The following is a 26,571-nucleotide window of genomic DNA, read 5'->3' on the forward strand; positions in this document are numbered from 1 at the left end:
AATTTATCCCTTTCTTATTGATTATCAGTCGTAAATGAATCAATCAGAGCTGTGCTGCCCATAGATGCATTCAGCTCACTTTTGTATTCTTCTGCCTGATTCAGGTACTTTTTACCTCTGTTCACATACTCATCGTTATCTGTTTCATTATCATGACAGACATTATTCTCGTCAATCCAACGTATCAGTTTTCCATCATCATAATAGTAAAAATCGACCTTCTGCTCTCCTTCTTTCAGATAACTCAGTGTATTGTGATCTGCCCAGATATATGCGAAAAACAATTCTCCATCCCAGTAATAATATTCTTCATAGTACCCTTCTTTTGAAAGAGATGGATAAATTAAAACCTTCTTTACCTGTCCATCCTGATCCAGATAACTGATCTTTCCTTCCTCTTCGGAACCAATCCAGTTATAATTGTTCAGATTATCTGTGATCGTGGTTGCCTGAGTCTGTATCTTCTCCAGTGTTTCCTGAAGCTGTTTGTTTTCAGCGCTCTGAACGGTCTCTGTAACAGACTGTTTCAGTTTCTGTAGTTCGGAATTTTCTCTTACCAGCCAGATAAACACTCCAATGACTACACATACCGCAATTGCCATTACAATAACTGCAACCATGAGAGGATCTATGCCTCTTTTCTTTTCTCTGTACTTCGGACTGTCAGACCTTCCATGGATTTTTTTAAAGGAATGTTCTGTTTTTGTACGTCCTGTTTTCTTTCTTCCCTGTGATTCTTCACGAACAATTACTGTGTTCTCAGCTTCCTGTTCATCATAAGCAATTTCTTCATTAAAACTCTCTTCTGATTTACCGTATTTCAATGCTTCAAGCGCTTCTCTGAAGTCTTCTGCTTTTTGAAAACGATCCTCTCTGTCATATGCACACGCTCTCAGAATCACCTCTGCAAACCTTTTATTTGCCTGTGCAGGTACAGGAAGTTCTTCCCCTGCCATTCTCCTTGACAGAGCACTTTCCTTATCTCTGTATGTAATCAGCTGTTTTTCCAGACTGATAAATGGAAGGCGGTTATGATTTTGTAATTTATACAGTACAATTCCCAGTGAATAAATATCTACCCTGGCATCATAACTGTCCCCCTTGTACATTTCCGGAGCCATATATGAAAAAGTGCCTTTTTTTGAAAGACCACTCATAGTTTTTTCGAGTTCACGTGCAATCCCAAAATCTCCCAGTTTAAATTCACCGAATCTTGATACAAAGATATTCTCGGGTTTTATGTCACGATGAATAATATTTTGTTTCTGGCAGTACTCCAGCGCTTTACAGAGATCGATTCCAAGCTGTATAACATCTTTTTCAGTGAGTGCCTTGCTAGCACAGTAATCCATAAAACTGGTGAGATACTCCATACGAATATAAATATCCCAACCAATATCGTCCAGATATTCTACTACTTTATAGTCTTCTACAGAAACTACGTGTGAATTTCCACGAAAATATTCCATAGTACTGACTTCCTGAATACATTCTTCTACCAATCCATGAAAATATTCTTTTACTGATTGTTCACTGGGATTTTCTGAACGTACACTGCTCAGTTCTCCCTGACTTGAAGGGATTGTTATTACCTTTATGGCAGAATAAAATGTTTTGCCCTGCTCAGTTCTTGTGGCTTTATATACTTTGCCAAAGGATCCTTCACCGATTTTTTCGATAATTTTCCATTCCGGCCATACAGAAACCGGCAGCTGCTTATCCATTTTCTTCCCTCCTCATCCTGATAATTATGATTAAACCTGCTTCAGACAGGCATGCATTCTCAGTAAATTCATGCTGCGTCTTCGACTTGCATTTACTGTTCACTTCGTTCACTATTTTGGAAAGTGTTCATAGTATGCCATGGTCACTAATCTCACACTGCGTCTTCGACTTGTGTTCCATAAGTGTCCAGGCATGCATTCTCACTAAATTCATGCTGCGTCTTCGACTTGCATTCATTAAGTGTTCATAGTATAGCACGGTTCTAATTCTATGTCTGTAGTTTTCGATTTTCTTCCAGTATTTTTCATACAATCTTCATAATTATAAAGAAAAAAGAAAGTCCCTGAACTGTCAGACAACAGTCCAAAAGACTTTCTTATATTTATTATTCTTCAGTTGTTTCTGGATCCTCTGGAGTTTCAGATACTTCTGGAATTTCTTCTGTATCTTCATCCATAGTCAGTACTTCATCATCAAGAACAGACTCTTCTGCAGTTTCTTCTGCTGTCAGCTGTTCCTCTGGCATTCCTGTATCCAGCTGAATCTCTCTGTAACGTTTCAGACCTGTTCCGGCCGGAATCAGTTTACCAATGATAACGTTTTCTTTAAGACCAACCAGATGGTCAACTTTACCTTTGATAGCTGCTTCTGTCAGAACTTTAGTTGTTTCCTGGAAGGATGCAGCTGACAGGAAGGAATCTGTTGCAAGAGATGCCTTGGTAATACCAAGCATAACCTGTTTTCCTTCTGCAGGAGTTTTGCCTTCTTTTTCAAGCTGTTCATTAACATCTTCAAATTCAAGTACGTCAACAAGTGTACCTGGAAGGAATTCTGTATCTCCGTTTTCTTCGATACGGATTTTCTTCAGCATCTGACGAACCAGAACCTCGATATGTTTATCACTGATTTCAACACCCTGTAGACGATATACTCGCTGAACCTCGCGGAGCATGTAATCCTGTACAGCACGTACACCTTTAATTCTCAGAATGTCATGCGGATTTACGCTACCTTCTGTAAGTTCATCACCAGCTTCCAGAACCTGTCCGTCTGTAATCTTAATACGAGATCCATAAGGAATGAGATATGTCTTGGAATCTCCGTTTTCCGGATTTGTCACAATAATCTCTCGTTTTTTCTTGGTATCGTTGATAACTGCAACACCAGGGATTTCTGTGATAATAGCAAGACCTTTCGGTTTTCTTGCCTCAAAAAGCTCCTCAACTCGAGGAAGACCCTGAGTGATATCTCCACCGGCTACACCACCACTATGGAATGTACGCATGGTCAGCTGTGTACCTGGCTCACCAATTGACTGCGCAGCGATAATACCTACAGATTCACCAACCTGAACTGCTTCACCTGTTGCCATGTTTGCACCGTAACATTTAGCGCAGACACCAACTTTACATTTACATGTAAGGATTGTACGAATCTTAACTTCATCAATAGGACCACCCTTGGCGTTAACACCCTCACTCATGATACGTGCAGCACGTCTAGGTGTAATCATATGGTTTGCTTTAACAAGGACTTCTCCGTCTTTGTTTGTAATAGTTTCGCAGGCAAATCTTCCTGTGATACGTTCCTGAAGGCTTTCGATTTCTTCCTTGCCATCCATGAAGCCTTTGACATACATACCGGAGATTTCCGGTCTGTTTTCACAGCAGTCTGTTTCACGAACAATAAGTTCCTGAGATACATCAACCATTCGTCTTGTCAGGTAACCGGAGTCAGCTGTACGAAGAGCTGTATCGGACATACCTTTTCGAGCTCCATGCGCAGACATGAAGTATTCCAGAACTTCAAGTCCTTCACGGAAATTTGATTTGATTGGAAGCTCGATTGTATGACCAGTTGTATCGGCCATCAATCCTCGCATACCGGCAAGCTGTTTAATCTGTTTATCAGAACCACGGGCACCGGAGTCAGCCATCATGAAGATGTTGTTATATTTATCAAGTCCTGTAAGAAGTGCTTTTGTAAGCTCATCATCAGTCTTCTTCCAGGTCTCAACAACTTCTTTGTAACGCTCTTCTTCTGTGATAAGACCACGTTTATAGTTCTTTGTAATTTTATCAACGATATTCTGTGCATTCTGGATCATCTCAGGTTTCTGAGGCGGCACAGTCATATCAGAAATGGATACTGTCATCGCAGCACGTGTGGAGTACTTGTAACCTGTTGACTTGATAGCATCAAGAACCTCTGCTGTCTTTGTAGCTCCATGTGTATTGATAACTTTTTCCAGAATCTGTTTCAGCTGTTTCTTACCAACAAGGAAATCAACTTCCAGAAGAAGTTCATTTCCCGGAATACTTCTGTCTACATATCCAAGATCCTGTGGGAGAATCTCATTGAAGAGGAAACGACCCAGTGTGGATTCAACATTACCTGTAATTACAGTTCCATCAGGCATTGTCTTGCTGCAACGCACTTTGATTCTTGACTGAAGTGTGATTACTTTATTTTCGTATGCAAGAATTGCTTCGTTTACACTCTTGAAGAATTTACCTTCACCCGGATTTCCTGGTCTTTCCTGTGTCAGGTAATAGATACCAAGAACCATATCCTGTGAAGGAACGGCAACCGGACCACCATCAGATGGTTTCAGAAGGTTATTTGGTGAAAGAAGCAGGAAACGGCACTCAGCCTGAGCTTCCTGTGACAGTGGAAGATGTACCGCCATCTGGTCACCATCAAAGTCTGCGTTGAACGCTGTACAAACAAGCGGATGAAGTTTGATTGCTTTACCTTCTACAAGGATTGGTTCAAACGCCTGAATACCAAGACGATGCAGTGTAGGTGCACGGTTCAGCATAACCGGGTGTTCTTTGATAACATCTTCCAGTACGTCCCAGACTTCCGGCTGAAGTTTTTCTACCATTTTCTTGGCATTCTTAATGTTATGAGAAGTTCCGTTTGCAACAAGTTCTTTCATAACAAAAGGTTTAAACAGCTCAATAGCCATTTCTTTCGGGAGACCACACTGATAAATTTTCAGTTCTGGTCCAACAACGATAACAGAACGTCCTGAGTAGTCAACTCGTTTACCAAGAAGGTTCTGACGGAAACGGCCGGATTTACCTTTCAGCATATCAGAAAGAGATTTCAGAGCTCTGTTTCCAGGTCCTGTTACCGGACGTCCACGACGGCCATTATCGATTAATGCGTCAACAGCTTCCTGAAGCATACGTTTCTCATTACGAACAATGATATCCGGTGCGCCAAGTTCAAGCAGACGTTTCAGACGATTGTTACGGTTAATGATTCTTCTGTACAGATCATTAAGGTCAGATGTTGCAAAACGCCCACCATCCAGCTGTACCATAGGACGCAGATCTGGCGGAATTACCGGAATTGCTGTCATGATCATCCATTCCGGACGGTTTCCGGACTCACGGAATGATTCAACAACTTCCAGACGTTTGATAATTCTGGCACGTTTCTGGCCAGTTGCATCAACCAGTTCTGCTTTCAGCTCAGCTGCATCTTTTTCGAGGTCAATTGCTTTCAGGAGTTCCATGATAGACTCAGCGCCCATACCTACACGGAAATTATATCCATAGGCTTCACGTGCATCCTGATATTCTTTTTCTGTAAGGATCTGTTTGTACTGAAGTCCGGAATCAGCCGGATCCAGTACAATATAATTTGCAAAGTATAAAACTTTTTCAAGTGTTCTCGGAGACAGATCAAGGATCAGACCCATACGGGACGGAATACCTTTGAAATACCAGATATGAGATACAGGAGCAGCAAGCTCGATATGTCCCATACGTTCTCTTCGAACAGATGATTTAGTTACTTCAACGCCACATCGGTCGCAGACAACGCCTTTGTAACGGATTTTTTTGTATTTACCACAATGGCACTCCCAGTCCTTGCTTGGCCCGAAAATTCTTTCACAGAAAAGTCCGTCCTTTTCCGGTTTCAGAGTACGGTAGTTAATAGTTTCCGGTTTTGTAACCTCTCCTCTTGACCATTCTCTGATCTTTTCAGGGGACGCCAGTCCGATCTTGATGGCATCGAAAGTCATTGGCTGATATGTTTCATTTGTTGTGGTTGGCTCTGCCATGTATTCTTTCCCCTTTCTTACTCGTTGTCGTCATCATCATAGGATTCGTCGAAATCGATGAAATCATCTTCATCCTCTTCATCCTCTTCGACATCTACAAGTTCTTCACCTTCAAATTCCTGCTTTGTATAGCCATGTTTTCCGAAGGATTCTTCTTCTCTGTGATGTCTGCTGTCGCCTTCGATTACGGAACGAAGATCTGTATCTCCGTAATCTACTGTTTCCAGAAGTTTTACCTCTGTATTGTCATCTCTGAGGACTTTGACATCCAGACCCAGAGACTGGAGTTCTTTAAGAAGAACCTTAAAGGATTCAGGGATACCTGGCTCAGGGATATTATCACCTTTGATAATTGCTTCATAAGTCTTAACACGGCCTACAACATCATCAGACTTAACTGTCAGGATCTCCTGCAGTGTATAGGAAGCACCATATGCTTCCAGAGCCCAAACTTCCATCTCACCGAAACGCTGTCCACCGAACTGAGCTTTACCACCCAGAGGCTGCTGTGTTACCAGTGAGTAAGGACCTGTAGAACGTGCATGGATCTTATCATCAACCAGATGATGGAGTTTCAGGTAATGCATGTGTCCGATTGTTACACGGCCGTCAAAATATTCTCCGGTACGTCCGTCACGAAGCTGTACCTTACCATCTCTGGAAATCGGAACACCTTTCCACAATTCTCTGTGATCTTTGTGTTCATCCAGATATTCCATAACATCAGGAGCGAGTACATCCTGATATTTTGCACGGAATTCCTCAAAATCTTCAGTATTTACATAATCATTTGCCAGTTCCAGAGTATCCTGGATATCAATTTCACTTGCACCATCGAATACAGGTGTTGAAACATTGAATCCAAGAGCTTTGGCTGCAAGACTTAAATGAATCTCAAGGACCTGACCAATGTTCATACGGGAAGGTACACCCAGTGGGTTCAGTACGATATCCAGCGGACGACCATTTGGCAGGAATGGCATATCTTCAACAGGAAGAACACGGGAAACAACACCCTTGTTACCATGACGTCCAGCCATCTTATCACCTACAGAAATCTTACGTTTCTGTGCAATATAGATACGAACTGCCTGGTTAACTCCCGGTGAAAGTTCATCACCGTTTTCTCTTGTAAATACTTTTGCATCAACGATGATACCATATTCTCCGTGAGGAACTTTAAGGGAAGTATCACGTACCTCTCTTGCTTTCTCACCGAAAATCGCACGCAGAAGACGTTCTTCTGCTGTCAGTTCAGTTTCTCCCTTAGGAGTTACCTTACCTACCAGGATATCACCGGCACGTACTTCTGCACCGATACGGATAATACCACGTTCATCCAGATCTTTCAGTGCATCATCACCTACACCAGGAACATCTCTTGTGATCTCTTCCGGTCCAAGTTTTGTATCTCTGGCTTCTGCTTCATATTCTTCAATATGAACAGATGTATAAACATCGTTCATAACCAGTCTCTCACTCAGAAGAACAGCATCCTCGTAGTTATAACCTTCCCAGGTCATGAATCCGATCAGCGGGTTCTTACCAAGAGCAAGTTCTCCGTTTGCTGTAGACGGACCATCAGCGATAACCTGTCCTGCTTCAACATGTTCACCCTGGAATACGATAGGTTTCTGGTTGTAACAGTTACTCTGGTTACTGCGGAGGAATTTTGTCAGATGATAATCATCTTTTGTTCCATCATCATTTTTGATGCTGATGTCTGTAGAAGTAGAACGAAGAACAGTACCTGCTTTCTTTGCTACCACACAAACACCGGAGTCTACTGCAGTTTTAGTTTCCATACCGGTACCAACTACAGGAGCTTCTGTTGTAAGAAGCGGAACGGCCTGACGCTGCATGTTTGACCCCATCAGCGCACGGTTAGCATCGTCGTTCTGCAGGAATGGAATAAGCGCTGTAGCTACAGAGAATACCATCTTAGGAGATACGTCCATGTAGTCAAACATACGTTTTTCATATTCCTGAGTTTCTTCACGGAAACGACCGGATACATTCTTATGGAGGAAATGTCCTTCTTCATCCAACGGCTCATTCGCCTGTGCTACATGATAGTTATCTTCCTCGTCAGCTGTCATATAAACAACTTTGTCTGTAACAACCGGGTTTGTCGGATCTGTTTTATCAATTTTACGGTATGGTGCTTCAATGAAACCATACTGGTTGATTCTTGCATAAGATGCAAGAGAGTTGATCAGACCGATGTTAGGACCTTCAGGGGTCTCAATCGGGCACATACGTCCATAGTGAGAATAATGTACATCTCGTACCTCGAATCCGGCTCTGTCTCGTGACAGACCACCAGGTCCAAGTGCAGAAAGACGTCTCTTATGCGTCAGCTCACCAAGAGGGTTGTTCTGATCCATGAACTGAGACAGCTGGGAGGAACCGAAGAACTCTTTAACTGCTGCAGTTACTGGTTTGATATTAATAAGGGACTGTGGAGAAATTGTCTCTGTGTCCTGAGTTGTCATACGTTCACGTACTACTCTTTCCAGTCTGGAAAGACCGATACGATACTGGTTCTGGAGAAGTTCTCCAACAGAACGGATACGACGGTTGCCCAGATGATCGATATCGTCATCATATCCGATTCCGTATTCCAGATGCATATTGTAGTTAATAGAAGCAAGAATATCTTCTTTTGTGATATGCTTCGGAATCAAATCGTGAATGTCTCTCTTAATGGCAGCTTTGATATCTTCAAGGTTGTCATTTTCTTCCAGAATTTTTTCGAGTACAGGATAATATACTAATTCTGTAACACCCAGATCTTTCGGATCGCAGTCAAGATCTACATGCGCAGTAAGATCTACCATCATGCTGGAAAGAACTTTGACATTACGTTCTTCACTCTGGATCCATACAAACGGAACAGCCGCATTCTGGATTTTGTCAGCCAGCTCAATAGTAACATTTGTACCTTCTTCTGCAAGGATTTCTCCTGTAGAAGGATCTACAACTGCTTCTGCGAGTTTATGACCTGCAATTCGTTTATTAAAATGAAGTTTCTTATTAAATTTATAACGTCCAACTTTGGCAAGATCATATCTTCTTGGATCGAAGAACATTGCCATGATCAGGCTTTCAGCGCTCTCTACTGCAAGCGGTTCACCCGGACGGATCTTTTTATACAATTCAAGAAGACCTTCCTGGTAATTTGTGGAAGTATCTTTTGTAAAGCTTGCGAGAATTTTAGGTTCCTCACCGAACAAATCAACGATTTCTGCATTAGTGCCGATACCAAGGGCACGAATCAGCACAGTGATCGGAACCTTCCTGGTTCTGTCCACACGAACATAAAATACATCGTTGGAATCAGTTTCATATTCCAGCCATGCACCTCTGTTGGGAATAACGGTACTGGAAAATAACCTCTTACCAACTTTATCATGTGCAATTGCATAATAAATACCAGGGGAACGCACCAACTGGCTAACAATAACACGCTCGGCTCCGTTGATTACGAAAGTACCCGTTTCTGTCATTAACGGCAGATCTCCCATGAAGATCTCATGCTCGTTGATTTCTTCTGTTTCCTTGTTGATCAGTCTCACTCGAACCTTTAAAGGTGCGGCATAAGTTACGTCACGCTCTTTACATTGTTCGATGGTATACTTAGCATCTTTCGCATCGTAAGTAAAGTCGATGAATTCCAGACTGAGCTTTCCGCCGTAATCTGCGATCGGAGAAATATCATCGAATACTTCTTTGAGGCCCTCATCGAGAAACCACTTATAGGAATCTTTCTGGACTTCAATCAAATTCGGCATTTCCAGGACTTCTTTTTGTCTCTGGTAGCTCATACGCATGCTTTTTCCAGTTTTTACAGAACGAATTCTGTTTTTTTCCATTGACGTTTCACCCCTGTTTTTTTTATTTATTTTACAACATGACCCTGTTCACGGTTTGAGATAAACAGGCATATCTTGCCATAATATAGCATTCTTCACTATAGCACACCATTGTCAAGGTGTCAACATTTTTTATAACTTTTTTCGCAAAAAAACAGGAACACCACTTGGGCGTTCCTGCGTAGTTCTTCCTGGTCAGAGGAATTATTTAAGAGTGATCTTAGCGCCTTCTGCTTCCAGTTTTGTTTTGATGTCTTCAGCTTCTGCTTTGGATGCGCCTTCTTTAACAACCTTCGGAGCACCGTCAACAACAGCTTTAGCTTCTTTCAGGCCAAGTCCTGTTACTTCACGAACAACTTTGATAACTTTAACTTTGTTCGGTCCAACTTCTGTAAGTTCTACATCGAACTCATCTTTTTCTTCTGCTGCTTCAGCGCCTGCTCCAGCTGCTGCAACTACAACACCTGCTGCTGCGGATACACCGAATTCTTCTTCACAAGCTTTTACGAGTTCGTTTAATTCTAATACAGATAATTCTTTGATTGCTGCAATAAATTCTTCTGTTGTTAATTTTGCCATTTTAATTTTCCTCCATTTTTTAAATTATTTATTATTCGCAGTTATTACGAAAACCGCGAACTCTGTTACGCTGCGTTTGCGTATCATATAATTTGGTTATGCCAAATTATTCAGCTGCTGCTTCTGTATTACCGTTTGCTTCTGCGATCTGATTAAGCACACGAGCAAAGTTGGTAATAGGAGACTGGATACTTCCAAGAAGTTTTCCAAGAAGTTCTTCTCTGGACGGAACCTGGGACAGAGCCTGGATTCCTGCCTGATCATTGTAGTTACCTTCAACTACACCAGCGATCAGTTCAAGAGCTGGGAACTGTTTTGCATATTTAGCAAGGATTCTTGCCGGTGCTGTAGCATCTGTTGCGGAAATTGCAAGAGCGTTAGTTCCTTCCAGATGTGGGCAAAGGCTTTCGCAATCTGTACCTGCGAATGCACGGTTCATCATTGTGTTTTTGTAAACTTTGTACTGAACACCAGCTTCTCTTAATTCCTTACGCAGAATAGTATCCTGTTCAACTGTAAGACCACTGTAGTTAACAAGAACTACTGCCTGTGCGTCTTTAATGCTGTTTGCGATTTCTTCTACGATTGGTTGTTTCAGTTCTACTTTTGCCATAAATGGTACACCTCCTTATAGATTTATACCGCCGCAACGAAAAAAAAGCCTTACTGCATGACAGTAAGGTCTTCTGTAATCTTTCATAAATAAGAATACTAAGTCCTCGGTAGGCGTTTTAATCCTTATGCCTTACGGCACCTACTGTCTTCGGCAGCGTTCTGTAGTACAATAGCATATCGTTTTTCTGTTGTCAAGCCTTATTTTCATTCTTTTTTATATTTTTATCATATATGGCTTCAGACCTTTTGACCCAGATATCATTATATGATAATATATTTTCATCACTTAAGGAGAAGTATGATGGATATGAAAAAGAATTACCCTTATAAATTTTCAGTTGTTGTTGCTGTATATAATGTGGAAAATTATCTGGCAGAGGCAATTGACAGCCTCCTCGGACAGGATATCGGATTTCAGGAATCAGTTCAGCTGATTCTGGTCGATGACGGTTCTCCGGATAATTCAGGACAGATCTGTGATGAGTATCAGGCCAAATACCCTTCCAATATTAAAGTGATTCACAAAACCAACGGTGGAGTTTCCTCCGCACGTAACGAAGGTCTGAAACACGTAGAAGGCCGTTATATCAACTTTATGGACTCCGATGATAAAATATCGCCGAACACTTTATCCGCTGTATATGACTACTTCAGCACAGTGGATGATCAGGTAGACCTTGTTTCCATTCCGCTCTATTTCTTCGAAAGTAAAGAAGGTGGTCACCGTCTTAATTACAAATTTGATGATAAAAAAAATCAGATTATTGATCTTGAAGATAAATACTGGTATGTGCAAATGTCAGGAGCATCTGCATTCTTCAAAAATGAAGTTCTTATTTCCAGAAATTTTGACACCTCTCTGAAATATTCAGAAGATGCCAAGCTTATCATGGACATTCTCCTGGACAATCCCAAATACGGAATTGTACCTGGTGCCGCTTATTATTATCGTGTACGCAGTGACCTGAATTCTGCTACCAATACATGCTGGCAGAATAAAGCCTGGTATATTGACCATATCAGAAGCTATAGTTTCTGGTCAATTCATGAAGCGCAAAAACGCTGTGGCATTATTCCCGCCTTTGTTCAGTTCAACCTTATGTACGAAATGCAGGGATTTTTCCGCATGAAGGAACTTCCGACTGATATCCTCAGTCATGATGAACTGACTGAATTCACGGAGCTTCTCAGTAAATTTCTGGAATATATAGATGCTTCTATTATAATGGAACAGAAAAATATGAGCATGGAACAAAAGGACAATGCTATTTCCATGAAATCAGCCTGCGGCACAGGAATTCTTACTTATTCTGACCATGACGAGGATGCTTACATTCAGTATAATGGCATTGCAACACGCCCAATGTCCGTTTATACTGCCAGGCTGAACTCACTGTCTGCCGATAAAAAAGAACTGATCATATCTGGTTCTGTCAAGATAAACTCACGTTTTCCTGAACCCGAGAAAATTTTTCTGCGTCTGACTTCTGGTGATGGCCAGCGAAGAGAAATCTCCTGCAATTTTCACAGAAATACTGACGAAACTTTTGTTTACACAGGTAAACTTCTTGCTCAGTTCTGGGACTTTGATGCCAAAATCCCGTTTTCTGAGTTAAAGAAAACCATTCTGGTGGATATTTGTCTGAAATATGATTCTCACACTGTCCGGTTCAAAAAGATCTTCAAGGGTAATAATTTTGCAGATGATCCGTCTCTGGATGAAAATCATGTTTCATATCTTCTGGACAAACACCAGCTGTATCTGACCAGGTATTTTCTGGTAAATACGCTGAAACCTGATTCTGAAAAATTATCTTTTAAAATAAAAAAACGTATAAAATCTTTTCGCAAATAATCTTAATGGAGGAATTATGAACGATCAAACTATTAATGCATCTGTGATTGGCAGTCTTCCCGAAGGTAATCTGGTCAACATAACCCGGCTTTCCACCGATGGGACTTCCGTCACACTGACTTTGCAGAATTTTTCCGCTGACGCTTACGAAAAAATCGAGTTGCTTGCCTGGCATCCTACCACTCATGTAGAAGTTCCTCTTTCTTTTGAGCAAAAAAACGCTTCTGAGATTACAGTTGATATGGCTCCCATGGCAACACCGGAAATTCTGAACCGACGGACTTTTTACTTTTTCCTTATCGCAACACAGGATCAACAGAGAAACTCTCATCTTCTGAAAATAGACACGCTTCCACGTACAGTCATTGCAGAAAATCTCTGGTATCAGAAAGAAAATGGTGTACAACCTGAAGAATACATGGTTTTCCTTTACCCTGATGAGGGGCATCAGCTGGCTTCCATGTTCTGTCTTCGCAGTTATTATCTAAATCTTACAATGACCTGCAAATTAAAAAGAATTTCCATGCATGGCAAAACTCTGAAGATTTCCTATATTCTGGATCCTGACATTTATGAATATACCAAGACTTATCTGGAATTTCGTCACGTTCTGCCGCAGGATGCGAGGACTGCTGACTTTCAGGCGCTTAAATGTGTCCGCCGCGGAAATCTTCTCCACATAACCGTATCTTTTGATATGAGTACAATAGAATGGCAGAGTATTTACTGGGATATCCGTGTTCAGCTGCGTCTGCCTTCTGACGGTAAACTGTGCACTACTTCAATTGCCATGGATACAGCTGCACGTATGTACAATAAATTTCTCTACAATGGCTATTATCCGGGCAAGGATGGATTTTTCCTTTATCCGTATTATACCGGTGCAAAAACACTCGCTCTTGTTTACAGAGAGCGCGTTAAATACGATGGGCTGGATATTGTTTTCAAAGAACTGACTGCAATTCTTCTGTATAAACTTTCAAAACCTTACTGGAAAAAGCAGCACATTGCACTTGTATGTGAAAAATATTCCGAGCAGGCTCAGGAAAGTGGATATTGTTTCTTCAAACACTGTATGGACGAAAACGAAGAAAAAAATCTCGGCAGGAAAATCTATTATATCATCACCAAAGATTCTCCTGACCGTCATAAACTTGAACCGTACTCCAACAGAGTTATTGATTTCATGAGCATACGCCATATGATCTATACCCAGGCAGCTGAGCTGATCATAAGTTCAGACTCCAGATATCACTCCTACGCATTTAAAAGCAGACACAGTATTTTTAACCGTTATCTGAAAAAAGTTTCCTCTGTTTTCCTGCAGCATGGAGTTATTTCTTTCAAACGTGTACCTTCTTTTACCAAAGGAATGAAACTGGGATGTGATCTTTTTGTAGTTTCAACAGACCGGGAACGCCAGATCGTTATTGATAATCTCGGTTACGACCCTGAACAGGTTATCAACACCGGTCTTCCCCGTTGGGATGTTCTCGAAGACAAATCTCAGGGAAGCCGCGAAGTACTTATTATGCCAACCTGGCGATACTCCATGGAGATCATTTCCGATAATGATTTTGAACAGAGTCTCTATTTCCGAAGCTATATGGCACTGCTGAATTCACCGCGTTTTGCCGATATTCTTGAGAAATATGATCTGCAGGTAAACTTCTATCTACACCCGAAATTCCAGAATCATATGGGTACATTTCGTTCTGCCAATAACAGAGTTCACCTGCTCACCTTTGGGGACATACCTGTAAACGAAATGCTGATGCGCTGCCGCATGCTGATCACTGATTATTCAAGTGTCAGCTGGGATGTATTTTATCAGGATAAACCTGTTATCTTCTATCAGTTTGATCTGGATACTTACGAAGAAGCTGAGGGAAGTTATATTGACATGCACACAGAGCTTTTCGGTGACCGTGCCGAAACAGCTGATGATCTTCTTAATCTCTTTGAAAAACAGATTCAGAATAACTTCAAAATGTATCCTCAATATGAAAAAATGCGTCATGAATATTTCACAACCATCGACAGAAATCACAGTAAACGTGTCTGCGAATGCATAAAAAATTATTTTAAATAACCCAATATAAAAAGTGTGATGCTATCGGAAATTTCCGTATACATCACACTTTTTTTATATAGTTTTTTCTATCCAGTTTAATACAAAACCTGTAAATCTGCCCGTGATCTGGTTGAAACGCAAAAGCTTTCGCAGAACATCATAAAAAACAGAAATTGCAATACTGACAAGCAGCACAAACAGGAAAATCTTCCATGCCTGTCCGAAAGAATACGTAATATCAGTCCACCAAAGGCCTCTTACAAAAGTATGTGTATAGAAAATATCTCCTGAATGCTTTCCAATAAATTCCAGGCACTGATGAAGTCCAGGAATGTCTACAATAAATTCATACACCCAGTAGATAACAAACACCGGAATCAGGCCATTCAGCAGGAACTCGAAATGTTCAATCCCCCATGTACTGTCAAATAGTCTGCACATTACAAGAAGTGGAACTGTAGAAAGCAGGAATTTCAAAATCTTGTTTAATACCTTATTTTCGACAAATTTATACGCTTTCAGTCGTTCAAAAACGTGCTGATCTGCAAAACATACTGCCAGTGGAACTGTAAAAAGATACATGGTCAGCGGTGAATGTTTTTCTATAAGAAAACATCCCGGAACCAGCACCATAAGTACTGTGAGCCAGCTGTATTTTTTGTAAAATCTCACTGCAAAAGGAAGAAAAACTATCAGCATTACTTCCAGACTCAGGTACCACCATGTAGGAATCAACATCCTGCTTCCAGTCAGTCTTCCCACACACAAGATATCTGTGATCATACTGAAAATATTCGCCCAGGTTCCATTATTGTATCTGTGATATCCAAGACCATATGTAACAAAAAAGCAGAAAAAATAGGGTATCAAAAAGGTAAATACCAGATGCAGATAGCGTTTCACTACAAATCCTGCAGCCTGTTTTCCAGTGAACTCATAATCCTCATATTGTTTTTTCAGCGACAACGTCAGTCCATAGACAGACAGAAATGCAAACATGCCAACACACTGGATCATACAGCGGCTGATTGCCATTGCGGCCTCCTGAGACAGCGGCCAGAAGCTTACAGTCGCACCATAAAGCCTGTCCACGCTCGAGAAGCAGTGATAACATAGCAGAAAGAAAATGGCCACACCTTTAACTGTAAGTGTGTCATTTTTGGTAAATTTATAATTCATAACGTTCTCCCTTTATCGTTACGTTGTTTTCTCTTTTAATCCGACTGATTTATTTTAACATAGATATCCTGTCCCGACAATAAATGAACTGTAACAATCCTTTGACAATTACATCCTGTTCAGATAAAATTATAAAAAACACTCGATATTTATTATTTTTCCTATAAAAAGGAGTTCCAATGGAATCAGAAATAAAAATAACTGAACTTAAAATCAGGAAGAAATTTCTTTATATATCACTCGAAAATCCGAATTGTTCCAGTATTCTTCAGGTGAATCTGGTCAGCTGCAATCCCTCGCATCCGGCAACGGTACCATTCCGTTGCAGCAATGAAAAGTCCGGGATGGTCTCTGCATCACTGGATACTGCTTCTTTCAGCTTTACAGAAGGTGATTGGGATATCCTTGTACATCTTTCAGATGGAACAGTTGCAAACACAGTTCTTCCCGGCAAATTGAGAATGAAACTTCTCCTTGGAAATTACCAGATCATCCGTGACAAGATGATTCTCTTCCCCATGGGAAGCGTAGGGCATCGTTTTATCCTTCGCTGTCGCCCATTGTCACCATATGACAGTAATCTGAACCGCCTGAAAGAATTCTGTGCACTGGGCCTCTCCAAATTATTACGGCCTCTTTTCAGGAATAAACATATCTGGCTTGTTTATGAAAAATACTGTATTGCAGCCCAGGATAACGGCTTTTATTTCTTTCAGTACTGCATGGAAAACCTGCCGGAAGAACGCCGAAAGAACACCTTTTTTATCCTTGACCGAAACTCTGCCCAGTGGAATCTGACACAAAAATATGCTGGTAATGTCATTTCATTTATGAGTTTCAGACACATGCTTTATCTCCTGCTGGCAGACATTTATGTTGCCTCAGACAGCCGTAATCACGCCTACGCCTGGCAGCCAAAGCCTAATGTGATTTCACGCGAGATTAACAAGCATGATATTTATTTCCTGCAGCATGGTGTACTGGCACTGAAACGTGTGGAAAATCTTTTCGGTAAAAACGGTTCCAGTTCCATGACTTATTTCACCGCATCTTCTGAATTCGAAAAGAATATTATTGTTAATGAATTCGGCTATACTCCGGAACAGGTTCCTGTAACCGGACTCTGTCGCTGGGACATGCTGGAAGATCATTCAAAGACCTGCCCAAAACAGATTCTTGTAATGCCTACCTGGCGTTCATGGCTGGAAGATCAAAGTGCTGAAGTGTTCTGCAGCAGCCAGTATTTCCGTCATTATTCAGACCTTCTGGCAGATAAAAACCTGCAGGATTTTCTCTGCGAACAGGATATGAAACTTATCTTTTATATCCACCCAAAACTTCGTGAATATCTGGTAAATTTTCATTCTGAAAGTCAGAATATAGAACTGATTCCGTTTGGAAAGATTCCTCTAAACCAGATTCTCATGGACTGTTCCATGCTTATTACAGACTATTCCAGCGTTTCCTGGGATATTTATTATATGGAAAAGCCTATACTTTTTTATCAGTTTGATCTGAAAGAATACAACGAAACAAATGGAAGTTATATTGATATGGAAAAAGAATTGTACGGGGAAAGATGTACAACGAAAGAAGAGCTGATCCGCCTGATCAGCGAATATACTGCAAATAATTTCCAGGAAAAACCTCAGTATGCGGCTATGCGCAAGGATTATTTTGCCTATCGCGATCACGAAAACTGCAAACGTACCTGTGATTTTATCCTGCAAAAGGGATACTGATTCAGAAGTACAGAGGGGCTTTTCAGCCCCTTTGTTGTATCAGCACAGGATTAAGGAAACAAAGATATTCCTTCCCGAGAACACGCTCAAGAAATCCTGTATACTGCTCATATGAAAGACTGCCGTCAGGTGTCAGCATCTCAAAATCCACCTGATAAACATTTGCAAACAGCCCTGTTTCTTTCAGTCCATTTCTCAGATAAAATGCTTTTCGACGTTTTCGATCTTCGGCATTTTCTGCATTTTCATCCTGCATTTCTATTTCAAAGATGTACTTTTTATCACGGAATTTCTCTAATAAAGTACGGATACAGTCACCCCCATATCCACAGTTTCTCTTCTCCGGATCAATTGCAAAGTAGTCCAGAAGTGCCGTTTCTCCATCTATCAGATTAATCGCCAGTCCGATAAATTCATCTTCTTTTTCTATTGCCAATATCTCCATTTTATTCTGTTTTACAAGTTCTTCCATAACTGTCCAGGGCTTTTTTTCCGATTCCGGAAACGCTTCTTCGTACAGTTCACAGACATTTTTTTCAAATTTCTGACCATCTTTATATATGTTTTTCAACTGCATGTGAATACCTCTTCTACTTATTAATTATTGATCATATCCGGCCATGAAAGAATTTCCCGGGCAATTTTTTCTTCATAATCACCCTCAATATCCTCACTTCGTCCTGCTGCATAGATATTTGTTTCTGCTCCCCATACGCCATCATGGTATTCCCATACATGAAAACTCAGGCCTCTGAACATAAAATCCAGACTTCCGCAGCCATCTTCTTCCGTATATTCAAACTTGATATTTTTCTGATCCAGAGCATTTTGTACTTTTTCTAATCTCATTTTACGATTTCCTCCATCTGTAACAACATTCAAGAATGCCCCTGCATTCTTGCTGCGAGATGCGCGTCATGCAATGCATGACATACTTCTTCTGCGCATCTCTGCAATCCTGCCGGAGGCTATATCAGATGGGGGATTGACTCCCACCACTGATACTGATTTGTTGCTCGCCACCTACAGAGGTAGGAGTCATCTCACATCTGATATAAAATCAGCATATACTCTCCTGCATTTAATGTCAATGTTTATAACTGTTCACAGGCAATATCCCGCGAGGCGTTTTGCCCTCTGTAATATTTGAATAACTGGATATTGCGGACAGCCTTATAATGCTTTACAATGTTTGGAGATGATTTTTATAAAAGGAAGTGTACACACTTATGACAACAAAAATGGTTTTTCATGGCAGTGATATAGAAAAGATATGCAGTTATTATCATTTAAAAAAAGAAGACATCATTAAATTCGGTGCAAACGTCAATCCACTTGGACTTTCTGAAAATGTTAAAAAAGTTCTCGCTGCTCATATAGATATTTTTTCCTCTTATCCGGACAGAAATTACACATCTCTTCGTAATGTAATCTCTGAATACTGTGATATTCCGGCTGATTTTATTCTTCCGGGAAACGGATCCAGTGAACTGATTTCACTTCTGATCGAACAGAAAGCGCCAAAGAAAACTCTGATACTCGGTCCAACTTATTCCGAATATTCAAGAGAACTTTCTTTTTCAGGAAGCACTCAGGAATACTATCATCTTCAGGAACGTGATGATTTTTCTCTGGATATTGACGATCTTTGTCATACACTCGAAGACGGTGGATATGATTTTCTGATTCTCTGCAATCCGAATAATCCAACTTCATCTGCTATTTTGCAGAAAGACATGCGCAAAATACTCGCATTTTGTGAACCTCGGAATATTTTTGTAATGATTGATGAAACTTATGTGGAATTCGCTCCGGATATCTCCGAAATAACTGCTGTTCCACTTACCGGAGAATTCACAAATCTCATGGTCCTCCGTGGCGTCTCGAAGTTTTTTGCAGCGCCTGGAATGCGTCTCGGATATGGTATTACAGGAAATATGAAATTTCTTTCCAAAATGAAAGAAAAGCAGACTCCATGGTCTCTGAACAGCCTTGGCGCCTATGCCGGAGAGCTTATGCTTCAGGACTCTGAGTACATCAACAGAACTCGAAATCTGATTCTTTCTGAACGTGACCGGCTGTACAAAGAGCTTCAGAGCATTCCTGAATATAAAGTTTTTCCGGCTTATGCCAACTTTCTGCTGCTGAAAATTCAGAAACCCGAACTCACATCATCTGATGTGTTTGAATCCTGTATTAAAAAAGGACTCATGATCCGCGACTGTGCTTCTTTTCAGTGTCTGGAGGGTGAATTTGTAAGATTCTGTATTATGATGCCGGAAGATAATTCCCGGCTGATACAGTCACTCAGGGAATGTGTTCAAAAGTAAAAAAACCGGCATCTGTGATGGGAATATCACCCTGACAGGTGCCGGAATTTTTATGCATGATTATAATTTGTGACGATATTTTTCCCTTGTGGCAAGTCCACCACGAATATGTCTCTCTTCTTTGTTTATATCCAGTATTTTTCTTGCTTCACCAGCAAGAGAAGGATTGATCTGAAGGAGTCGTTCTGTAACATCTTTATGTACCGTACTTTTGCTAATCCCAAATTTCTTCGCTGTCTGTCTTACCGTCGCCCCGCTTTCAATAATATAATATGCAATTTCCACTGCACGCTCCTCGATGTAATCTTTCACTGCCAAAAGCCTCCGAAGACGCTGTTTTTACAGTGTATGCAGAGGGGTTTGAGGGTATGTGTGGGGATAGAAAACTCTTTTCAGAACAAAAACATCTGCCAGATGCCCAATTTATGCATATATCAGATGTGAGATGACTCCCACCTCTGTAGGTGGCGAGAAACAAACCAGTATCAGTGGTGGGAGTCAATCCCCCATCTGATATAGCCTCCGGCAGGATTGCAGAGATGCGCAGAAGAAGTATGTCATGCATTGCATGACGCGCATCTCGCAGCAAGAATGCAGCGGCATTCTTGAATGGTATAAATTATATCAATTCCTATCTTATAAAATGTGTCGCTATACGCTCTTCTTTTTCCGGAAGGCCAAACTGTTCTTTCCCAAGGGCTATGCTCTTCATAAGAAAAGTCATATTTCTGGCAAGTGTACGCATTGTCTGCTTTCCTTCGCCATCCTGTTCGGCTTCTCCTGCCATACGGCCATGAATGCTGTTCCAGTACTGGCTTGGTGCTATTGGCATATTGGAAATTGTGAAGTATTTATTCAGTTCATCAAAAGTTGCAGAGCAGCCGCCTCTTCTGGCGCAGGCAATACTTGCACCGACTTTCATTGTTTTATCAAAGTGTGTGCTGTAAAAAAGCCGATCAAGACAGGCAACCAATGTAGCATTTGCTGACGCATAATATACCGGGCTTGCAACTACAAGACCGTCAGCCTCCTCAAATTTCGGTGCAAGCTCATTAACTACATCATCAAATACACATTTACCGTTTTTCGCACAGGTATTACATGCAACGCAGCCTCTCACAGCTTTGTTTCCAATCTGCACAGTTTCTACCTCTATTCCATTTTCCTCAAAAATTTTTTCCATTTCACGAAGTGCAACTGCTGTATTTCCATCCGCTCTTGGACTTCCATTAAGTATCAGAACTTTTAATTTATCCATTATCATTCTCCTTTTGTCTCTTCAAGAATTGATGTGCAATGCGGGCAACGTGTTGCCTTTATACTGATCTCGCTCTGGCAGTAAGGACAGACAATTCACCACCGCAGAAATAAAGCTTGATGCAAAACCAGCAATATCTGTTACCGTATATGTAGCTCCGCCAGTCAGAACATTCAGTATGGGATTGATAAAGTTGTCCGTCAGGGATGTAACGATACCGGAAAAAGCACCTCCGATAATAACACCAACTGCCATATCCATCACATTTCCTTTCAGTGCAAAGGCTTTGAATTCTTCAATAAACTTTTTCATCTTTCGTTTCCCCTTTAATAAGTTTGGATTTGCACATTTCCATTTTAACACATATTCTCACTATAAATACTACTTTTTCATCTGATTTCAGAAATATTTTGTGAAAAATATACCAAGCATTTGTTGAGAAAAATGTTCATTAATGTTAAAATAGAAAGAAAAAAGCGGAGGATATCTCAATGAAAAAACTTAAAGTTAAAAAGGGAAGTACCTGTATGGCCTGTCTGGAATGTGTTATGGCATGTTCTCAGGCTTTCTACAAAGCAGATGATCCTGGACTGGCATGTCTGGAGATCACAGAAAAGAAAACTGTTCGTCCTATGACCTGCCCACAGTGCGGTAAATGCGCTGAAGCTTGTCCGGAGGGTGCAATCACCCAGAATGCCAAAGGCGTTTATATGATCAACAAAAAGAAATGTACAGGATGTGGCAAATGTGCTGAGGCTTGTCCATTTGGTCTGATCGTTAAAACCGAAGGAAATCCGGCTTCCAAATGTATTGCCTGTGGCATCTGCGCAAAGGCATGTCCAATGGATGTACTTGAAGTAGTCGAAGACTGATTTTAATTCCTTACATAAGATTACCCCTGGTTCGAATGAACCAGGGGTAATCTTGTAATAAATTTATTTTACACGGACTTTAATCTTTACAGATTTCTTACCGGATTTGACGGTAATTACTGCTGTGCCTTTCTTTTTGGCTGTGACCACACCTTTTGAAGTTACTGTCGCAACTTTTTTGTTGGAAGAGGCAAAGGTTACTTTTTCCTTGCTTGTTACAGGTGCTGTAACAGCACTGAGGCTGAGTTTTGCTTTACGTTTCAGCGTAATTTTTTTGGCTGCTTTCTTGCCTGTAGCTTTATTTATTACTTTCAGTGAAGTGGTTTTTACATTTGCTTTCTGTACTTTTACTTTAAACCATACAGAATAGCCACTTGCAAGTTTAACTGTAATTTTTGCTGTTCCTGCCTTTTTACCTTTAAGCTTTCCTGAAGCGGATACAGTTACTACCTTTTTATTACTGCTTGTCCATGAAACGACTTTGTCACCCTTTGCCAGATCAGATACTTTTACTGCATAAGACTGTTTCACTTTCAGCGGAATTGTTTTTCTTACTTTCACACTGAGCATTACTTTTGGAGCAAGTTTACTGATTGTTTCTTCGGCTACAGTCTTTCCACACACAGAACACTGCTGGATTTTTTTACCTGTTTCTGATACTGTAGGTTCTTTTGTAACTTTCCAGCTTAATTTATGATTTCCTGCCGGATATACGGTTGTTCTTGTTTCTCCCTTATGTACGCTGCAGGACTCTACTTTCTCTCCCACTGCCGTACAGGTTGCCTGTGTATTCTTTATAGTTTTCCAGGAACAGCCTTCCAGAGTTCTTCTTGCGATTTCAAAAGTTCCTGTAGTATTTGTTCCAACTGCCCTGAGACCTATCAGATAAGTTTTTCCGCCTGCAATAAAAGCATGATCTATCTTATCTCCCGCTGTGCTCCAGTAAGACCACGGCTGAGGACGTCCCTGCTCATCCACTGCACGCTGCCACAGATGAAATGTATCTATATCTGCTATAAAAGAATAGCTTGCAGTATCTTTTGGTGTAAATCTGAACCATTCATAATGGTTACTATCTGCCCCTGTGATTGTATTTGTACCTTCTGTCAGTTCCGGGTATTTACTGAGATCGAGTGCTCCCGGAATTGTCATTGTGCATGGCTCTGTGCTTATATTTCCAACTTTAAATGTTACTGTTACCTTAGATCCTGCATCAAAGGATATTGGATTCCATTTTGTTGTTCCATCCTGAGCTGTATATTCTGCATCAACAGGAATCTCATATACAGGATCTATTGCCGGTGCAGTAGCGCCACCCCAGTCATACTGGCTGTTTATTTCTACGTTATAAGATTTTCCATCTCCGTACGTCCAGGTCACTGTTCCTTTTACAAAAATCCCCTCTGGTGTTCTCTCCATACCGGCCGGTATAAAGCTCAGACCTGTAATATCTGCTTTACTGACTTTACACTCGAAAGACGTTGTTTCTTTACTGAACTCATCCTCAACTAACTGCACCATATAAGTTGTGTCTTTTTTCAGAGTAAAATACGACTCTTCTGAAACAACCTCATATTGTCCTTCTGCATTTTTCTTCCAGATTTCTACATATTCCAGGCTATCTGAAGCACTACCATTTATTACATATATTCCATCGGCAGCTGGCTTAAACCAGTAATACGCTTCTGATCTGCCGCCAAATGTAACGGTATTAGAACCTTCCCTTATCTGTCTTGATGTATCATCTTCCAGATTTTTTACTTCAAACTCATACTTAGCCATCTCAGAATATTCATTTATCACAAGCTTATAATTTCCGGCTTCCAGCTTACATATTCCAGTCCAGGAATCTGTTACATCACTCAACGGCCGTGACGCACCTTTTTCATCTACCACTTCTGATGTGAATTTGTTCCCATTTTTATCTGTATACACAGCCCAGTCATTTAAATTATAAGAATCCGTCGAACCATCACTGTATTTAATGGTAACTGTTATGTCTCCTAAAGAATCAATCACACCAGTATAAAGAACCTTTCTGCTTCCTTCTACATTGAAAGAAATTGATGTAACCTTTACATCACCTTTCGCATCATCCAGTTCTTCTTCACTGGTAAAATCATCCGCTTCACCGACTGCAATTTCTTCTGTTTCTACTTCAGGCTGAATTTCCTCATCATCAGTGTCTTCCGTGGAAACATCTGTGCTTTCTTCCTCTTCATCCAAAGTAATCTCTTCGGAACTTTCTGTACTGAAGTCCTCTGCACTTACAAGTACAGCTGATTCCAGACTGGTTACAGTCATTGCCGCTGCAAGAAATAATGCAAGATATTTCTTCTTCATAATTCTTTTCCTCCCTAAAACATATAAAAATTTTTCGGAAACAAATGCTCCCGTCCATACAAGTCTAAGGATAGCACTTTCTTATCATAAATTCCACTTTTTTGGCTATTTAAAATCAGATTATTTTTCTTCTCTTCTGAAACTTTTCAGATATGTCTTCTGCTCCGATGTTATCCGGTAACTCTCCACTGCCTTCTGTATGGTCTTTCTGTGGACCCATTGTGGTAGTTTTCTCTGTTCAATATAAGGGACTGTAGCTTCCCATTGTTTTGCCAGCGCAGTGGCAAAATACCAGGCAATCATCATGTTTACATAATATTCTTCTGAACGGACAGACGCTGCAAGTTCCAGATATTCCGGTTTAAAATCCTCATCCAGATAAAGGCTCATCAGCGTTCCCAGTCCATAACGTATCGTGTATGTATGGTCAGATGCAATCCATTCACGTATCTGTGGAAGCAGTTCTTCTTTGTGTTTACCGAAGCATTTCGGAAGAGGAAGGTCACAGGTTGCCCAGTTATTTATGTACGGTACAAATTTCTTTATTTCTTCCAGACATTTATCGTAATCCTTTATTCCTGTAATGATCATCATGTGCAGATTGTTTTCCTCGTAATACTGATGAGGAAGATCCTGTAAAAATTCTTCTGCTTCTTTTCTTTTACTGAATTCTTTTGCAAATTTGCGAAGAACCGGTGTACGGATTCCTATAATTGTTTCCTTATCGACTCCTGGAAGCAGTTTGCTGTGAAAATCACGGTATTTCAAATCCTGCAAAGCAAACAGTTCCTTCTGCAGTTGTTCTTTATGATACATGATTTCTCTCTCCTTTACCCAGAACTTTTGTTCTTCTATTGTACCTCATCAGACATTCTCCGTCTACTTTATTCTCTTCTGTCATAATATAAACAGATACTATTACTGTCGGAGTCTGCCATGCCCGAAAAAAAATCCGAAGCTTTTTCAAAACCGGATACGCTTCTGCTTACACTGGTTCTTATTCTGGTAACAACAGGACTTCTCGTCCTTTTCAGCGCAAGTGAATATAACGGCAGAGTCCGTTTTCATGACTCTGCCTACTATTTCAGAAAGCAATTATTTGCAACAGCTCTTGGACTGGGTGTTATGTATGTAGTCTCTTCCATCAATTACCACTTTTTCATCCGCCTTGCGCCTGCTGCTTATCTTCTGTCCATGGTTCTGTCTACCGCAGTTCTTCTGGTCGGACAGGAGATCAACGGTTCCAGGCGCTGGCTTTCCTTTGGTCCGCTCTCTTTTCAGCCATCTGAATTTGCCAAAGTTGCTGTTATCCTCTTTCTCACCTGGCAAATTGAACGAACCCAAAAGAAAACCGGCAGTTTCTGGTTTCTTTGCCGCACAATGCTGTCACTTCTCCCAATCGTAGGGCTGGTAGGCTCCAATAATCTGAGCACAGCTATTATTATTCTGGGAATTGGTGTTATTCTTGTGTTTGTTTCCAGTCCGGGATACATTCAGTTTATCGGCCCTGCCTGTGCAGGAGTCGGATTTATTGCTGTCTTTCTGGCGGCCGAAAGCTACCGCCTGGAACGTCTTGCAATATGGCGCAATCCAGAAAAATTTGAAAAGGGATTCCAGACAATTCAAGGTTTATATGCAATCGGAAGCGGCGGTCTTTTTGGGCGGGGTTTTGGCAACGGATTACAAAAACTGGGCTTCGTTCCCGAAGCCCAGAATGACATGATCTTTTCTATTATATGTGAAGAATTCGGCCTTGTCGGCTCGATTTCCCTGATAATTGTTTTTGGGCTTCTGCTGTGGAGACTCTGCGTCATCTCCATGCATGCCCGCACGCTCACTGGTGCACTTGTTGCTGCCGGGATTATGGGACATCTCGCCATACAGGTGATTCTTAATATTGCAGTCGTCACCAACACAATTCCAAACACAGGTATTACTCTGCCCTTTTTCAGCTATGGAGGAACTTCTGTCGTCTTTCTCCTTGGAGAAATCGGCCTTGCTCTCAATGTCAGCCGACAGAAAAAATTCGGATGACAGACGTCTCCG

The 26,571-nt window shown here is 40.9% G+C and carries 18 protein-coding genes, 1 pseudogene and 1 other annotated feature; of the genes and pseudogenes, 6 read left to right on the forward strand and 13 right to left on the reverse strand.

The window, feature by feature from the left end:
- Positions 1-14 precede the first annotated feature (14 nt).
- From ACTNB8_RS10190 to rplJ, 5 genes are all read right to left on the reverse strand, one after another.
- Positions 15-1,724 carry a protein kinase domain-containing protein gene (locus ACTNB8_RS10190; protein ID WP_441054359.1) on the reverse strand — a complete coding sequence of 570 codons (1,710 nt, stop codon included), beginning with the start codon at positions 1,722-1,724 and terminating at the stop codon, positions 15-17.
- A 386-nt stretch (positions 1,725-2,110) separates the two neighbouring features.
- On the reverse strand, positions 2,111-5,803 hold the full coding sequence (rpoC, locus tag ACTNB8_RS10195; RefSeq protein WP_441054361.1) for a DNA-directed RNA polymerase subunit beta': 3,693 nt from the start codon (positions 5,801-5,803) through the stop codon (positions 2,111-2,113).
- 17 nt (positions 5,804-5,820) lie between these two features.
- A complete protein-coding gene (gene rpoB / locus ACTNB8_RS10200; RefSeq protein ID WP_441054363.1) occupies positions 5,821-9,678 on the reverse strand; it encodes a DNA-directed RNA polymerase subunit beta in 3,858 nt (1,285 codons plus the stop codon).
- A gap of 204 nt (positions 9,679-9,882) precedes the next feature.
- The gene (rplL, locus tag ACTNB8_RS10205) at positions 9,883-10,257 is read right to left on the reverse strand and encodes a 50S ribosomal protein L7/L12 (RefSeq protein ID WP_296158096.1); all 375 of its coding nucleotides are present in this window, start codon (positions 10,255-10,257) and stop codon (positions 9,883-9,885) included.
- Between the two features lie 106 nt (positions 10,258-10,363).
- Positions 10,364-10,870 (reverse strand): 50S ribosomal protein L10, encoded by a 507-nt coding sequence (gene rplJ / locus ACTNB8_RS10210; RefSeq protein WP_441054366.1) that lies wholly within the window; start codon positions 10,868-10,870, stop codon positions 10,364-10,366.
- Positions 10,871-10,902: 32 nt separating this feature from the next.
- Positions 10,903-11,042 (reverse strand) — a sequence feature (ribosomal protein L10 leader region).
- Between the two features lie 137 nt (positions 11,043-11,179).
- Here rplJ and ACTNB8_RS10215 point away from each other — a divergent pair.
- Positions 11,180-12,727, forward strand: coding sequence for a glycosyltransferase family 2 protein (locus ACTNB8_RS10215; protein WP_441054368.1), 1,548 nt, complete (start codon positions 11,180-11,182; stop codon positions 12,725-12,727).
- 16 nt (positions 12,728-12,743) lie between these two features.
- Positions 12,744-14,819, forward strand: a complete 2,076-nt coding sequence (locus tag ACTNB8_RS10220) for a CDP-glycerol glycerophosphotransferase family protein (RefSeq protein ID WP_441054370.1) — start codon at positions 12,744-12,746, stop codon at positions 14,817-14,819.
- Positions 14,820-14,873: 54 nt separating this feature from the next.
- Here the strand turns inward: ACTNB8_RS10220 and ACTNB8_RS10225 are convergent, their stop codons facing one another.
- Positions 14,874-15,980 (reverse strand): acyltransferase family protein, encoded by a 1,107-nt coding sequence (locus ACTNB8_RS10225; RefSeq protein WP_441054372.1) that lies wholly within the window; start codon positions 15,978-15,980, stop codon positions 14,874-14,876.
- A 179-nt stretch (positions 15,981-16,159) separates the two neighbouring features.
- On the opposite strand from ACTNB8_RS10225, the gene ACTNB8_RS10230 reads away from it, so the two are divergent.
- On the forward strand, positions 16,160-17,722 hold the full coding sequence (locus tag ACTNB8_RS10230; protein ID WP_441054374.1) for a CDP-glycerol glycerophosphotransferase family protein: 1,563 nt from the start codon (positions 16,160-16,162) through the stop codon (positions 17,720-17,722).
- A 22-nt stretch (positions 17,723-17,744) separates the two neighbouring features.
- Here the strand turns inward: ACTNB8_RS10230 and ACTNB8_RS10235 are convergent, their stop codons facing one another.
- Together ACTNB8_RS10235 and ACTNB8_RS10240 are read right to left on the reverse strand one after the other, a co-directional pair.
- On the reverse strand, positions 17,745-18,299 hold the full coding sequence (locus ACTNB8_RS10235; protein WP_441054376.1) for a GNAT family N-acetyltransferase: 555 nt from the start codon (positions 18,297-18,299) through the stop codon (positions 17,745-17,747).
- A gap of 20 nt (positions 18,300-18,319) precedes the next feature.
- Positions 18,320-18,571, reverse strand: coding sequence for a kinase (locus ACTNB8_RS10240; RefSeq protein WP_296158108.1), 252 nt, complete (start codon positions 18,569-18,571; stop codon positions 18,320-18,322).
- Positions 18,572-18,951: 380 nt separating this feature from the next.
- Here ACTNB8_RS10240 and ACTNB8_RS10245 point away from each other — a divergent pair, with 380 nt between their 5' ends.
- Positions 18,952-20,052 (forward strand): pyridoxal phosphate-dependent aminotransferase, encoded by a 1,101-nt coding sequence (locus ACTNB8_RS10245; RefSeq protein WP_441054379.1) that lies wholly within the window; start codon positions 18,952-18,954, stop codon positions 20,050-20,052.
- A 60-nt stretch (positions 20,053-20,112) separates the two neighbouring features.
- On the opposite strand, the gene spoIIID is transcribed toward ACTNB8_RS10245, so the two are convergent.
- From spoIIID to ACTNB8_RS10260, 3 genes and pseudogenes are all read right to left on the reverse strand, one after another.
- Positions 20,113-20,364: a sporulation transcriptional regulator SpoIIID gene (spoIIID, locus tag ACTNB8_RS10250; protein WP_296158111.1), complete on the reverse strand. Its 252-nt coding sequence runs from the start codon at positions 20,362-20,364 to the stop codon at positions 20,113-20,115.
- Positions 20,365-20,683: 319 nt separating this feature from the next.
- Positions 20,684-21,313, reverse strand: a complete 630-nt coding sequence (locus ACTNB8_RS10255) for a flavodoxin family protein (protein ID WP_441054408.1) — start codon at positions 21,311-21,313, stop codon at positions 20,684-20,686.
- A gap of 167 nt (positions 21,314-21,480) precedes the next feature.
- Positions 21,481-21,622, reverse strand: a pseudogene (locus tag ACTNB8_RS10260) (large conductance mechanosensitive channel protein MscL); the annotation flags it as partial.
- A 179-nt stretch (positions 21,623-21,801) separates the two neighbouring features.
- Here ACTNB8_RS10260 and ACTNB8_RS10265 point away from each other — a divergent pair.
- Positions 21,802-22,182 (forward strand): 4Fe-4S binding protein, encoded by a 381-nt coding sequence (locus ACTNB8_RS10265; RefSeq protein WP_441054381.1) that lies wholly within the window; start codon positions 21,802-21,804, stop codon positions 22,180-22,182.
- 63 nt (positions 22,183-22,245) lie between these two features.
- Here the strand turns inward: ACTNB8_RS10265 and ACTNB8_RS10270 are convergent, their stop codons facing one another.
- Positions 22,246-24,525, reverse strand: coding sequence for an Ig-like domain-containing protein (locus ACTNB8_RS10270; protein WP_441054383.1), 2,280 nt, complete (start codon positions 24,523-24,525; stop codon positions 22,246-22,248).
- A 120-nt stretch (positions 24,526-24,645) separates the two neighbouring features.
- Entirely contained in the window at positions 24,646-25,341 is a 696-nt protein-coding gene (locus ACTNB8_RS10275) for a DNA alkylation repair protein (protein ID WP_441054385.1), read from the reverse strand.
- Positions 25,342-25,461: 120 nt separating this feature from the next.
- Here ACTNB8_RS10275 and ACTNB8_RS10280 point away from each other — a divergent pair, with 120 nt between their 5' ends.
- Positions 25,462-26,559, forward strand: a complete 1,098-nt coding sequence (locus ACTNB8_RS10280; protein WP_441054387.1) for an FtsW/RodA/SpoVE family cell cycle protein — start codon at positions 25,462-25,464, stop codon at positions 26,557-26,559.
- Positions 26,560-26,571: the final 12 nt, after the last annotated feature.

The organism is Blautia sp. HCP28S3_G10 (genome assembly GCF_052065235.1).
Classification (GTDB): Bacteria; Bacillota; Clostridia; order Lachnospirales; family Lachnospiraceae; genus Blautia_A.